Annotated in this window: 19 protein-coding genes and 1 pseudogene; 13 read left to right on the forward strand and 7 right to left on the reverse strand. The window is 34.4% G+C overall.

Translation table 11 applies throughout. The features are described 5' to 3' along the window. The first annotated feature begins 129 nt into the window (after positions 1-129). The 5 genes and pseudogenes from ACFE90_RS14595 to xerC all read left to right on the forward strand — a co-directional run bounded on the left by ACFE90_RS14595 (position 130) and on the right by xerC (position 3,173). Positions 130-384 (forward strand): hypothetical protein, encoded by a 255-nt coding sequence (locus ACFE90_RS14595; RefSeq protein ID WP_375501635.1) that lies wholly within the window; start codon positions 130-132, stop codon positions 382-384. Next, a complete protein-coding gene (locus tag ACFE90_RS14600) occupies positions 381-668 on the forward strand; it encodes an N-6 DNA methylase (protein ID WP_375501637.1) in 288 nt (95 codons plus the stop codon). The genes ACFE90_RS14595 and ACFE90_RS14600 overlap by 4 nt, the downstream gene beginning before the upstream one ends. Before the next feature lie 181 nt (positions 669-849). Continuing rightward, on the forward strand, positions 850-1,089 hold the full coding sequence (locus ACFE90_RS14605) for a hypothetical protein (RefSeq protein ID WP_375501639.1): 240 nt from the start codon (positions 850-852) through the stop codon (positions 1,087-1,089). Between the two features lie 274 nt (positions 1,090-1,363). Further along, a pseudogene (locus ACFE90_RS14610) lies at positions 1,364-1,513 on the forward strand (3-phosphoshikimate 1-carboxyvinyltransferase); the annotation flags it as partial. A 220-nt stretch (positions 1,514-1,733) separates the two neighbouring features. Beyond that, the gene (gene xerC / locus ACFE90_RS14615) at positions 1,734-3,173 is read left to right on the forward strand and encodes a tyrosine recombinase XerC (protein WP_375501641.1); all 1,440 of its coding nucleotides are present in this window, start codon (positions 1,734-1,736) and stop codon (positions 3,171-3,173) included. 194 nt (positions 3,174-3,367) lie between these two features. Here xerC and ACFE90_RS14620 read toward each other — a convergent pair whose 3' ends face one another. From ACFE90_RS14620 to ACFE90_RS14650, 7 genes are all read right to left on the reverse strand, one after another. Further along, positions 3,368-4,201, reverse strand: coding sequence for a hypothetical protein (locus ACFE90_RS14620; RefSeq protein WP_375501643.1), 834 nt, complete (start codon positions 4,199-4,201; stop codon positions 3,368-3,370). An 83-nt stretch (positions 4,202-4,284) separates the two neighbouring features. Beyond that, on the reverse strand, positions 4,285-4,533 hold the full coding sequence (locus ACFE90_RS14625; RefSeq protein ID WP_375501645.1) for a hypothetical protein: 249 nt from the start codon (positions 4,531-4,533) through the stop codon (positions 4,285-4,287). Between the two features lie 22 nt (positions 4,534-4,555). After that, positions 4,556-5,065, reverse strand: coding sequence for a hypothetical protein (locus ACFE90_RS14630; protein WP_375501647.1), 510 nt, complete (start codon positions 5,063-5,065; stop codon positions 4,556-4,558). Between the two features lie 8 nt (positions 5,066-5,073). Further along, positions 5,074-5,763, reverse strand: a complete 690-nt coding sequence (locus ACFE90_RS14635; protein WP_375501649.1) for a hypothetical protein — start codon at positions 5,761-5,763, stop codon at positions 5,074-5,076. A 10-nt stretch (positions 5,764-5,773) separates the two neighbouring features. After that, a complete protein-coding gene (locus ACFE90_RS14640) occupies positions 5,774-5,989 on the reverse strand; it encodes a hypothetical protein (RefSeq protein ID WP_375501651.1) in 216 nt (71 codons plus the stop codon). Further along, positions 5,967-7,535, reverse strand: a complete 1,569-nt coding sequence (locus ACFE90_RS14645) for a hypothetical protein (protein WP_375501653.1) — start codon at positions 7,533-7,535, stop codon at positions 5,967-5,969. The genes ACFE90_RS14640 and ACFE90_RS14645 overlap by 23 nt, the downstream gene beginning before the upstream one ends. Next, a complete protein-coding gene (locus ACFE90_RS14650) occupies positions 7,536-8,831 on the reverse strand; it encodes a hypothetical protein (protein ID WP_375501655.1) in 1,296 nt (431 codons plus the stop codon). It lies immediately after the preceding gene. Positions 8,832-9,105: 274 nt separating this feature from the next. On the opposite strand from ACFE90_RS14650, the gene ACFE90_RS14655 reads away from it, so the two are divergent. The 8 genes from ACFE90_RS14655 to ACFE90_RS14690 all read left to right on the forward strand — a co-directional run bounded on the left by ACFE90_RS14655 (position 9,106) and on the right by ACFE90_RS14690 (position 13,001). After that, the gene (locus tag ACFE90_RS14655) at positions 9,106-9,447 is read left to right on the forward strand and encodes a hypothetical protein (protein ID WP_375501657.1); all 342 of its coding nucleotides are present in this window, start codon (positions 9,106-9,108) and stop codon (positions 9,445-9,447) included. A gap of 28 nt (positions 9,448-9,475) precedes the next feature. Continuing rightward, the gene (locus ACFE90_RS14660) at positions 9,476-10,093 is read left to right on the forward strand and encodes a hypothetical protein (RefSeq protein WP_375501659.1); all 618 of its coding nucleotides are present in this window, start codon (positions 9,476-9,478) and stop codon (positions 10,091-10,093) included. Position 10,094: 1 nt separating this feature from the next. Then, positions 10,095-10,556, forward strand: a complete 462-nt coding sequence (locus ACFE90_RS14665) for a hypothetical protein (RefSeq protein WP_375501661.1) — start codon at positions 10,095-10,097, stop codon at positions 10,554-10,556. A 218-nt stretch (positions 10,557-10,774) separates the two neighbouring features. Beyond that, entirely contained in the window at positions 10,775-11,044 is a 270-nt protein-coding gene (locus ACFE90_RS14670; RefSeq protein WP_375501663.1) for a hypothetical protein, read from the forward strand. 54 nt (positions 11,045-11,098) lie between these two features. After that, on the forward strand, positions 11,099-11,371 hold the full coding sequence (locus ACFE90_RS14675) for a hypothetical protein (protein WP_375501665.1): 273 nt from the start codon (positions 11,099-11,101) through the stop codon (positions 11,369-11,371). A 74-nt stretch (positions 11,372-11,445) separates the two neighbouring features. Beyond that, complete coding sequence (locus ACFE90_RS14680; RefSeq protein ID WP_375501667.1) at positions 11,446-11,667, forward strand: hypothetical protein; 222 nt, start codon at positions 11,446-11,448, stop codon at positions 11,665-11,667. 169 nt (positions 11,668-11,836) lie between these two features. Further along, on the forward strand, positions 11,837-12,283 hold the full coding sequence (locus ACFE90_RS14685) for a DUF4326 domain-containing protein (RefSeq protein ID WP_375501669.1): 447 nt from the start codon (positions 11,837-11,839) through the stop codon (positions 12,281-12,283). Beyond that, a complete protein-coding gene (locus tag ACFE90_RS14690) occupies positions 12,261-13,001 on the forward strand; it encodes a hypothetical protein (RefSeq protein WP_375501671.1) in 741 nt (246 codons plus the stop codon). The genes ACFE90_RS14685 and ACFE90_RS14690 overlap by 23 nt, the downstream gene beginning before the upstream one ends. Positions 13,002-13,058 lie beyond the last annotated feature (57 nt).

Below are 13,058 nucleotides of genomic sequence, written 5' to 3' on the forward strand. Positions count from 1 at the left end.
ATTCGTTCAGAACACAAGTCTATTTTCAACAATTTGTTGTCTAGTATTAAGAAAACCTATAGGTCGGTTTCTACAATAGCGTTACACTCTATAACGGACTAAGCCTTTATGTAGATCCTGTAGCGCCTGATGAACCTAGCCGATATCCTCAAAGACTCAAACTACAAACTGTCTCAGTTTACTGCGGCGGAAATTGAGCAGTTAGAGCAGAGCATTACTCTGAAAGCAACCAAAAGTGGCGAAGTGCCTTATATCGTTTGTTTAGTGCGTCAGAAGGCAATTAAGCTTACGCCAGAGGAAGCAATTCGGCAGCTATATTTACAGGTTGGCAAAGCAAGGTGGGGCGCGATATTTTGTTTATTGAGCGCAATTTGGACTTTTTGAAACCGGGGGGTAGAATGGCGATCGTGTTGCCCCAAGGACGGTTTAACAATTCATCGGATAAAAATATTCGAGATTTCATTGCCGAACGCTGCCGGATTTTGGCGGTGGTGGGGCTGCATGGCAATACGTTTAAGCCGCACACGGGTACGAAAACTTCGGTGCTGTTTGTACAGAAGTGGAATGATGACCCGAAGGCGGGCGCACTCTGCCCTCGACAGGATGACTACAACATCTTTTTTGCGACGATGCGAAAATCAGGAAAGGATAATTCTGGGAGTCTCTGAATTTTTGGCAGAAATTATTGAAGACGTGGCAATGAAACAAGCGATCGCTGAAGGTGAAACAACTGAACTGGTTAACCGTGAGTCCATCTTTCAACTTTTGGAGCCGAAAGCGTGAAAGTCGAGTTTAGGAAAAGCCTTGGACATTAACCTAACCATTACCATTTAACATCTTGGAGTAGCAATGAAAGCAGTTAAAGTCATGGCAACGATTAATGAGCAAGGACAGCTAACCTTAGATCATCCTCTCATAACAGATAAGAATAGCCGCGTAGAAGTTATTGTTCTAATTCCAGAAGAAGAAATTCTAAACGATCAATCTCAAGCAGAAGTCTTAGCAGATTTCCGACAAGCTTGGCACGAAGCCATGACTGGGCAAACTATCCCGGTAGCTCAACTTTGGGAAGGGCTTGAAAATGACTGATCGGCCTTTGATTCAAGTTGAAGCTTCGCTAACGTTCAACCGAAATCTACGCGCTCTTGCCAAGAAGTATCAAAGAGGTTACTTGCAGCAGCTCAACCGGAACATTAGAAGCCGACGATAAACGCGATCGCTTGGAAGAAAAACGGAATTCGTTATGCTTCGCGTCAAGTTATGCCAGCGATGATTAAAGCCTCTTTGACAACCTTCCCCACTCTTCACTCATAATATGCGAACATAATTAAGTTGTAGCTGACTACCTGCACAGAGATTTAAAATGGATACCATTGCAATCCCTGTTCTGAATCGCTCAGTAGATGCCACGGTAGAGATTCCTCTTTCTAAAAGTATTACCAATCGGGCATTACTCATCGCAGTCTTAGCGCCAAGTGACTCGATTTTAGAAAATGCCTTATTTAGTGAAGACTGGCATTTGCTGTCACTGGCTTAAAGATTCCAGGCATTGTAATAAAAAACCGTGATTGTACAGCGAAAACTTTTCCCGATTACTTTACTCGATTTTTCCAAATGTTAGAACAATAAAAGGTGAATTGCTATGTCAAATATTCGAGAAGGAATGCATGTAATGACTTATAATGCTTTTTAGTCAACTATTTAAAAGTTGATATTCAAATTTTGAGCATTAAATGAGCATCATGGTAAATAGCAGCAAAACACCAACTGGCAAGGGAAAAAAAGGTCAAGTAGCAGTAAGGGAAGATTCAGGAAGCATTAAGGCATGTTTCCCTAGAACACATTTTGCAGATGATAAGCAGGTGAAACTTGGTACGGGTATTTCATTGATAGACGGTTGGGAAGTTAAGGCAGCACAGTTACAACGACGATTACAGATAGAACTAGAGGATGGTAAGTTAGCGACTCAAGAGGGAACCTTTAATCTTGATAAGTACAGGGAAATTCTTGAAGAGTACGGATTAAGGGCAAAGTTGCGACTAGTGAAGAGTGCCGTAACGTCAGATAGTCAATTACCACCTAAACCTGAGTTATCTATTCTTGAAATCTGGGATATGTATTGTGAGTACAGGAAACAGGGATTAAGAGAGTCAACTTACAAGAATATGTATCAAGGACAATTCAAGAGTTTTCTTGAAAGTGCTATTGAAGAAACTAAATCAGATGATGCAATAAAGATTAGAAATTGGTTGATAAAAAATAGAAACCAAAAACATTCTAAAGAATTACTTTCCAATCTTTCAAAAGCTTATCAAGTAGGAATAAAAAATAAATTATTATTTCATAATCCTTTTGAAGGTATGGCAGAAGAGATTACAAATCAAGGTGCTAAAGGCAAAACAGCCCAAGATTTTGAAATAGAAACAGATTGCGATATTTTAGATAAATCAAAAAGTTACACATGGGAGGAAGTAGAAATAATTCTTAAATACATTAAAAATCATAGTCGTATGTCATATTGGTATGATTTTGTAAAATTTAAATTTCTTACTGGATGTCGAACGGGAGAAGCAATAGCATTAATGTGGTGTGATATTGATTGGGATAAAGAAAGAGTCTTAATTCGTAGAACTTATGACAGAAAGACTAAAAAATTCTATCCACTTAAAAATGACAAAAATTATAAAGGAAGTGAAGTAAGACGTTTTCCTCTCCCTAATAATGGTGAATTGTGGAATCTTTTAAAATCAATTCCACAAGGTGAATCTAACGAAGTAATTTTTAAATCTAGACATCGAAAAATAATTGATACTACTGTTTTTTTCTCTTCTTGGAAAGGAAGAAAACAGGATAGTAGAACTAGTGTAAAAATTGGCATTATTCCAGCATTAATCCAGCAAGGTAAACTTACTCAATATTTACCGCCTTACAATACACGTCATACTTTCATTACTCATGCAATTTTTGATTTAGGTATTGATGAAAAAATAGTAAGTAAATGGTGTGGTCATAAAGTAGAAGTTTCAAACAAACATTACCAAGATGTAGCGATATTCGCTGAAAGAATTAATCCAGAAATACCTCAGCAACAGTCAGAGATTGATTTACTTAAGCAACAGTTAGCCGAACAGCAAAAACTAATTAATCGACTGATGGGAAATAGAGATAAATAGAGAGATAGTTTCCAAAGTTATTGAATAACAGACTTCAATAACTTATAAGTCCCCTAACAGTAAGCACTGTAGGGGATTATTTTTGTACGCCTCTTAACCTATATCACTGCATAAGCCAATAAATCAATTTTACCTTCACTATCTATATTTTTGAAAGCTATACAGAATAAGTATTGTAGACGTTAAAAAGACAATTATGTATTACATACCCCTTGACACTCATCAGCAAACAAATTATTTTCGCCTTTAAATTTTACATTCCTTAATGGTATACATGAACGATGTAAAAAAGATTGTGAAGTAGTGGTTTGATTTTTAGTTGCATCACCCCATAGCAATGTTTCTCTAATTTTTTCATCTACTAAACAAGCTTCCTCAAATTCATCAGGACTATCACGCTTAAGCTGTAGCCAATTAGCATCACTTTGATAAGGACACATGAAACATCGAGATTTTGTAGGCGTCCAATTATAAGATTCACAATATTCAATGCATTTTTTTCTGTCCCAACCTAGCTGTACAAGTGGATATTGAGTGATAAATCCTTTGCCTTCAGAAGTTTTAATTCTTTCAGGTTCATCAATTGATATTCCTAACCATTGAGATACAGTTGGAATCATTAATTTTACATTAGTTAGTTTAAAAGCTTCTCTACAAGCCTTTTGAATAGCACGAATTTTATACTCACTTGTACATTGTCGTTTTGCCATTCCAATACCTCCATCAAGTTGTTTGATAAAAAATGGAAATAAAGGATTATAATCACCACTAGTATATTGTCTTTCTAAAATATTTCCATTGCTTACTACTTCAATTTCAAAAACTTTACTTTTGAAAGATTGCATATAATTGACAGCTTTATATGTATCTTTGGTTTCTGCCCCGGTGTCAGCAAAATAAACCTTGTCTGGTAATTCTCCCATCACGTCTAAAAGTCTCCAAGGTTCATGTATTAACATTAAATAAATGGCTGAAGATTGAACACCCCCACCAAAAGATAAAGCACAATAAGGTAATTTATCAAGCATATATTAATTAGTAAATTTAATTAAATGTCAAAAAAAAAGAGTTAGCTGGAATCTAACTCTTTTACCTCAGTCTTGCACATCCTTTAGTTAATTATAACTTCAGAAAAATCTAAATAATATTCTTTCCCTACTTCAAAAAAGCTAGAACCTTCAGAGGTATCAATCATCATTTCAAGTTTACCGCTCGGTGTATTTTTCCAAAATTTTCTATCCTCTTCACTTTTACCAACAATAGGCTGTAATTCAATCTTAGTGTGAGGAATGCCAGCATAAATCGTTTTACTGATGACTTCAAATTTACATCTCATACCTTTATCTCCATACTTCTTCAATAACTTCTTGGATAACTTTCAATCACTTCTCTCTAATAGTGAAAGATTCATGCTTGTGTAAAAACCCTTGTATTTCTTTTACTTCTTTTCTTAACTCTTTAATCTCTGTTTCCATTCTCTCTGATTTATGGTCAATTTTTTCATTTATTTGTCCAAATAAAAACTGTACAGCTTCTTTCCTGTTTTCAAAATTCTGTAAATGAATACCTAGCATTTTGTCATGAGAATTATATTCTGTTTGTAAAATTTTTACTTGCTGTATTAATTTCTCGTGTCCTTCACTATTAGAATGAGTTTTTATGTCATCTCTTAAATCATGAATATTAGAGTTTATTTTATTAAAATTGCTAATTACTTTAACAAATAATCCTAATAAAATAGTTATGCTTACCAATGCACCAAGAAAAACACCAGTTGATTCCAATCCAATTGTAATAGTAGGTTGTTGCTGTACTGAAGGCAAGATATTAAATATTTTTTGAATGTTAGTATTCATTGTTATGGTTAAATCTATAAAAATTACTTCTGCCATTTCTCTTTTTAGGGAATAATTGTATCAAGAGTCTTACTGTATGCTCTTGCTGTATTACCTTGATTAATTTGCGCTCCCCAGATATTTATTGTTCCTGTAGCAGGCAAAGCGTAGCCTGTTAGGTCTTCGTCACCAATTACGAAATCACTGATTGTTTCTCCTGCGGGGACTGTATAACTATATTGAAATCTTTGCCAAGTATTAGTAACCGTAAATTCAGAAGAAATTTTAGCAGTTAACCATGTAGCCTGATTGGTTCTTGCTAACTTTAAATTAAAAGTTCCTGATTGTGTTTTTAAGTACACAGAATGGGTATAAACTTCTCCAGAAACAACCGTCGCAGCCTTACCAAATAATCTATAGATTTTAGCTGTATTGCTATTAAATGTTACTTGATCTGCTGTCATAGTCCCATCGGGAGCAACAGCAACATTAGGCGTAATGCTAACATTTTCACTACTCCAAGCACTACTATTACTAAATTCTTCCGAATATGTTATTAAATTTTGTGATGTTGTTCCCGTTCCTGTTCCCGTACCACTAGTCATCCCTGCAAATAAATCAGATTTTGATATTTTATAAAATTGATTATTCTCATCAATACCAATAAAAAAATCACTATCTTTAGCTGTGGTCTTAACTGTAGACGGAAGAATTAACGACGATTGAGTTACTGTTTGTTTTCTGTATAATGGCATAATGTTTAATTTATTTAGAATAAGATATTATTTGCTCTCCACTTATCCATGTTGGGATAACAATCAAATCATGTCCTGACAATGGTAATACCTTAACAGCGTTTGAACTTTCATCAACCTCTAGCACTTGCCCTTCTACATATCCATCTTCTACTTCATATTCTATTATTTCCCCAATTGATAGAAAAATTGTAATATTTTCATCATTCCCCTTTATATATGACATCTCTTTTTTTCCCCGTTAAATCTACTAAATTAATTGGCGGAAGATTCACGCCGAGATTTAAATAAGCATGTTGAAAAGTAACAATACCTTCTTTTCCTTTTAATGGCAATTTTTCAACTTTACCACGAATAGTTATTTTTTCAGGAATCACTTTAATTCCATTAACTGGCTTGCTTCCTACTCTCAATAAATCATCATCTACTTTATGAGATTGAATATCTAGTACCTGCTCAACTACTCTTCTTGCCTCAGCTTGAGTTATTACATCTAGTTTGAGTTGATATCCTTTTTCAAAATCACAATAAGTATATGTATTCTTTGCTTTATGAATTTTAAACGGTGGAGTTGCAAATTTTTGATATATTTTATTTGCTAAAGTTTTTAAATAAAAATCATCCACAAAATCATTTTTAGATTTATTCATTAATCTAAAAGATATTTGCATTGATAATTTTTCTGTTATCTCTCCTTTTAAAATATCTTTATTTTGCTTTTGATAAAATTTTAAAACTACCTCTGGCTTATATTTTCTTTCTGGCATATCAGCCGCAGGAGTACCATAAATTAACCCTAAATCTCTACCATTAAATTGTTCATAAGTAGCAAGAGTTTGAATAATTACAGGTTTTAATAATTCTTCACTTCCACCAAGTACTATTCTTTCATCAGGGTTTTCTCTATTAGGTGTAATTTCTACATACCTTGTATGTCCTAAAGGTGGTATTTTTTCTTTAGTCAACATTTGTGCTGATAAATAAGTATCCACCGCATTAGCTACTACATATCCTGCCTCTATACATGCCTCGTCGGCTTCCTCTTGAAATTCTTCTGCTAATTGACGCATAAATCCGTCATTACCAAAAGTCTTGTCAAGAAATTCTTCATTAGCTAATGCAAAAGACCAAGGTTTGCTGTCCTTTCCTCCCCAGGCTTGTACAGCTTTCTCAGCATTTTTACCAAATAATTCACCTACAAGTTTGCTGTTACTTTTAATAAGTTTCCGAACACTTTTATAAGTTTCAGTAAGCAATATCTGAGTGCCAAGTCTCAACGCTGTATTGAATAAAGCGCCAAGGTTTTCTATAAGTTCTTCTAACATCTCTTCGGTTACTTTCTCTAGTACTACTGCTCCTAATGGTTCATTAAAAACAGCAATAACCATGCCTGGCAAGATACCACAAGCAAGGTAGCCGAATGTATTTCCTAGTGTTCCCCCAATTTGTGCGCCGATAGCAGTCCATTGAGCGTTAATATTTGCATTTAATTCTTCATCTGTAGCATTCCAGTTAAAATTCCAAATAAATTGTTTAGTTGCTACAAACCATCCCCAAAATTTAGTCCACGAGAACGCAAATAAATCACCAACACTTTTTAGCAAAAAACCGCCAAGTGATACTAATCCACCAAACACCCAACCTAAAAAATTTACAACACCATTATCATTTTTGTTTTCTATTTTTGATTCAATACCTCTAATAATACGAGTTCCAATATCAGACCGTACTTTTCTAGAAGTGAGTTTTGAAAGCTCAAATTTTATAGGCATTTATTCAGCCCTCTCTTTTCCGTCCTTGTCGTAGTTACCTTTTTCTGTCCCGATTTCCCGAATTTTAGGACGTTCTTTATATGGTCTACCCCAAGGATTAACTGTATCAGTAATACCGGAAACTTCAATAAATCCTCTTTCACACTGTTCGGTAAAATCATTAAAATCGCCTTGTTCGTTTTCCTTGTGCTTCTCTTTTAGTGCATCTGGATTACCAAATAAAGTTTGTTTTAATGACTCAACAGGATCACCTGTTACTTGTCTCCAGTTCTGAGCGTTCCATCTTGCAGCCATTGTTTTTAAAAATTTTAAATCATCTTGTAAATCATGTTTATCAGTGTTCTCGTAACTAATAATTTCAACCTCTTTTTCTTGTAAAGTTTCAGTAAGATTTGCACCATTAGGAGTAAATAAACTAGGAATTTTACGTTTAACTTGCTCTAATTTGTAACCTAAAAATTCAGCATTTCCAAGTGTTACATCAAGTGTTTGAGTTGCTAGATTTTTAGTCATTCCTGCTTCACCCATCGCTTTAATAGCGGTTATTAAAGTCGCATGAGTATCACGTTTTACAATCATCAATAATCCTAATAATTCTGCTAATACTTCAGCTTGATTAGGTAATTCTAGTTTTTGTGTTTGATTACCTTCTTTCGTTAAGTCAGTATCTTCAATTTCAATTTTTATAGGATATGCACCCATTAAAGCGTCAAGTTGTTGCATTTGCCATAACATTAATTCAGCAAGTGATTCAACATTTAAATAAGTTGGATTCTGTTTTGTAAAATTATCAGGAACATTAGCAGGTAAGTTGCCAATTCTTTTCAAAATTAATCGTAACAAAGCATCTTGATTACTAACGTCAGGACAGCATCCCATACAATCGCACTCCTCTTTTTTTTTAGGTGGTGGTGGTTCAGGTTTGTTTATCGGACAATTTTCAGCATTGGGATTAATTGTTTCAAATTTATAAACTTCTATAGATGTTCCCGCAAAAAGTCTTTCAGCTTCCGATAAACCAAATTGTATTGAATCTCTATCAATAATTCCTTGTATATCAATTGTTCCACTTCCGAAACTATAAAAAGGATATTTTTCAGGAGAAGAAGTACCATCTGCATTTATTCGATTACCAAGACTTCGCATTAATATACTTACGGAACCATCCGACGCATATCTATAAAGAGTTTCTCCAGTTCCACCATTTTGTTGTAACCATAATTGAAGGTCTGAGTTAATAATTTTTTCAACATCCTTATAAGAAGCTTTAGAATATTCTGAATTTGATTTAATCAAATATCCAAAAGTGTACCAAACAGAAATTCTATTCCCGCACCTGTTACCAATATCTAATAATTTGGAATTACACTAGCACCGGAATTAGGGTTAAGAGTGATAGCAACTTTTTGCTTAACTGTTAATTCTTGTATCGTCATATAGCGATAATAGTTTTCTAACATCTTAACCTATTAGAAAAAAGTTAATTAAAAATCTTTTCTAAAACACTTGACAAAGCTATGAAAGCACTGCTAGATAAGTGATGTACCCGTTTTAATAAAAAGTAAAAAACATGGCTGTTGTAGGCGATTTGGCTTTTTCTGAAATTTCCTCTAAAATCACTGACACTGCATTGAAGACTTGGTGGGATGGACTTGATCCTTTACCGTCTGGCGTAGGTACTGCTGAAATGTTTGCAAAATTATTGCAAGCTGCATACACTGCACAGGTTACAAAAAATACTGGTACAACTCCAACTCCTACAACCGGGGAAGCTTTGAATGCTTATCCTGCTCCTACTACTGGAACTGTACAAACTGATGCTACAAGCGGAGTGCAATATTACAACGCAACTTATGGTGTGAATATTGTTGCTGCTGTTGACCTTAATACCACTACTCCAGCACGAGTTTAATTATTAATTAGTTAGAGTTGGATGAAAAATGGCAGAACGATTATATTTTCCATTGAAACGAACCACCGAAGGAGACGCGGGTCGGGTCGTTGATGATCCGCTTGGTAATTTTTCTTGTCTTCGAGTTACAGCAAAATTTTTAGATATAGAAGACCTTGCTAAACCTTTCATAAAAACAATAACAGTAAAACCAAAAGCCGTAAGAACTTTAACTCGTGCTGATGGTTCAAGTGTTGTTCGTTCAAAAGAAAATAATGATGGCATTCCTGCGGAATATCAACGAGTAGGAAGGTTATCTAAAGGTGTAAGGTCAGTAATTCTTACTACAGGAAAACAAATAGGAACCACCGCAGAAGGAAAAAAACCACGTTATCACACTATTTCTTTTAGGTTTCCAAGTTTTGCAACAGTTCTTGTAATCGCTGATGCTCTTGGTACTTTGATTCCTGCAAATAAAGTAAAAGCAGTTCCGACAGCTAGCGATGTCAGTCCTTATTTTAGAATTGCTGGTGGTGGTCGTTATCCAATCATGCAGAAAGCTGCCGCTACTGCTCTTAATGTTGCACAAGTACCGTTAACTGCTACTCAGTTAAAACAATTAGCTGGTTCTGGCGTAGAAGTTTATCCTGGTTTTGCTTTACCTTAAAATGTTTAAAATTGCTAGCGAATGGAAGCTTATTGTTAACGAATATCGCGCTAATGAAAAAGCTTTCATTCCGGCAATTGAACCAGGAATTAATTTTACATCAAACATAATAGGAATTTTCGCAACATCTCCATCATCCCCTAGCAGTTGGTATTCTGCTGGGGATTTTTTACAACTTTATCAAGTTGGATTCGGTACACATGGCTATGCTCAAGGGGAATTTTTAAAAATAATTTTAAACCGATATCAAATTCATAAATTCAACAAAATTTCATCTATTGAAAACAAATATTTAATTTCTTTTCTTCCAAAATTTTATTTAAAAAATATTGATTTAAAAGTGTGGGAATACGTTGGCGATGAAGGAGCCACGCTAGAAACTTTAGAAACTAGCATTAAAGCGACACATCAAAGGATTGTGTCTGAAGCCGTAATTATTAAAGCATTATTAGAAAAAAAATAGACAGTAATCGCATGAGTTTTATAACGATCGGTGTGTTTAGCATCAATACAAACATACCATTAGTAAAACTACACATGAACTTCACACTAAATTTATAATTTACGTACATACACGTATTTGTAACGAACTATTTCAAATACTTGCGTAATTGCTTGTCAAAAAAAAACAAATACTATGCTGAGTTTATTGAAGAACTTCCGCAAAAATAAGGAGAAAATATGAAGGGTTCAAAAACTGACGCAAGAAAAGCACTAGTATCTACGTTAAGACACGTAGGATTAGAATTAAACTCCCTTGCTACTGAAGTTGAACAATTGGGACAATTACCTAAAGTAGAATCACGGATAAAAGATTTACCGGGGATGATTAGTATCATGCGAAAAGCTGCTTGGGAAGTACAGCAAACTAGGTTTGATATAGCTACAGAACTTTTGAATCAAATTAATACAGAAATTGCTCAAGAACAACTTGATGCTTTAGAAGGATAGTTTCAATAGTTCTTGAATGACTTCTTCAAGAACTATTTATACAAGGAAGAAATCATGGAAGAAAGATGCATTTATTGGACTCAACTTTACGGAAACCCTTACCGTTTTGGTTTACATCCGTCAATGATGACGGATGAAGGATATAAGTTGAAGTTGAATACTAAAATTACAGGAGAAAGCAAGCACACAAATGTTGCAGTAGTAGTAACTTTTGACCTTAATTATGTTGTCAGTTACATCAAGCAAACTTTAGGAAAGCTTCAATTACAGGAATACAATGACTGGCAAAAAGTTGTCTCAAAAGCCAAAAGCCTACGCCCTTCATAAAAAAGAGCAAATGCAACAATAAACCTTTTTGGTTTAATCCCGTTACCGGAGAAGTTCACCCGGTTGGTTCTACTTTGTCTGTAACTGAAAAGGAAGGATTGCAATTTTGGGACAGCATTTTAGAATTTAAAGTCTACGGTGAACTTTGCAAAAAATATGGTGCAGAAAATATCAAAAGGCAATACCAGCTTGAAATTTTACCTAAAAATTTTTTATTCCCTGCTTTAACTTGGAATATTGATTTTATGGTTAAAACTAAAAATCTAGTGGTATTTTACGAAGTCAAAGGACAATAGATATTGCACGACAAAGAAGCGTTAAGTAATTTTTGTAAATTACTGAGAATATTTCAGCGAACATTGCCAGAGAGATTTCAAGAATTAAGAATTATTTCTGATACACGTTGGAAAATTGGAAGTACAAACATCTACACAATACCAATTACAGACATAAAAGGATTGGAAGATGAATATTTTATCAATGTTTAATCGAGATGATTTATGGGATGATTCTACAATCAAATATGTTGGTCGGTCAAAAAATGCGTTAGGACTTGGCAATCCTTGGAGTCATCTAAACGCTAGACAAGCTAGATTTTATGTGAGTACACCTCAAGCAGCGTTAGACGCTTACAGGTATTGGTTGCTTAAAAAACTAATTCCTCATTATCTTTCCGGTATGAGATTTGTAGGAATTGAAGATTGGGAGAAAGAATATCTTTCAAAAGTTATTCAACTTTCAGTGCATATTAAAGCAGGTAAATATACATCCCTTGGTTGTTGGTGCATCAACATTCAAAACTATTTACTTGTACCTGATGGTTACGAGAAGTGTCACGCAGAGATACTTTACAAGGCATGTTTACAATTAATTGAACAAAGGAGAAACAATGAAACAATTCTATTATATTGAACCTAAAAAAGACGATAAGTATGCTTTAGTCGGCAATACTGACTGGGCAAATGCTTATAGTATGCTTGAGTTTACAGAATTAGGTTTTTGTAAAGATGATGATTTTTATCATTTATTTGCCTACGCTAAAAAATTTACTGAGATAAACAAATATGGTGATAACAATTGGAAGTTTGAACCACAACTTATCAAAATGAAGGTAGCAAGAAAAGACTACCAAAAAGAGAACAAAGACAAAGTTAAAACTGATGTAAAGCAATCCAGGTTAGAAAAATGGATATGTTTTATGTTGGATAAGTTAGATGACAATCAATTCTATTCAGGTTTTATAAGTCTCAAAGATGATTCAATGTGTGAGACTTTTATAACAGGCTTAGGAATGAGAGGAGAAAATATTGATGCTGCTGTATTAGCTCAAATGATGAGTATGTCAGTATCATTACTTCCATTACTAGAGCCACCAATTCACATAAGCACTGAAGATGTACAAGCACCTAACTACAAAAATAAAGGTAGTGGTGGATTCGGTGGCAAACCAGTACAAACAGAAAAAGAAAAGTTACAAGATAGATTGGCTTTTATTTGTGAGCAAGTCAATAAACTTAGTGATGGTATTCCAGTAGAAAATTTCGCTCAACTAGTCGATGTCATTGAAGCTAGCGAAAACCCACAAGGAATCAAGGAAATAATAAACCTTTGTACTTCTTTGATGTACTAGCTATATGTTCAAAGTTCTTCAATAACTTATTGAAGAACTACTAATACAAAGGATAGA

The sequence above is a fragment of the uncultured Nostoc sp. genome, assembly GCF_964245445.1.
In the GTDB taxonomy this organism is placed as follows: domain Bacteria; phylum Cyanobacteriota; class Cyanobacteriia; order Cyanobacteriales; family Nostocaceae; genus Nostoc.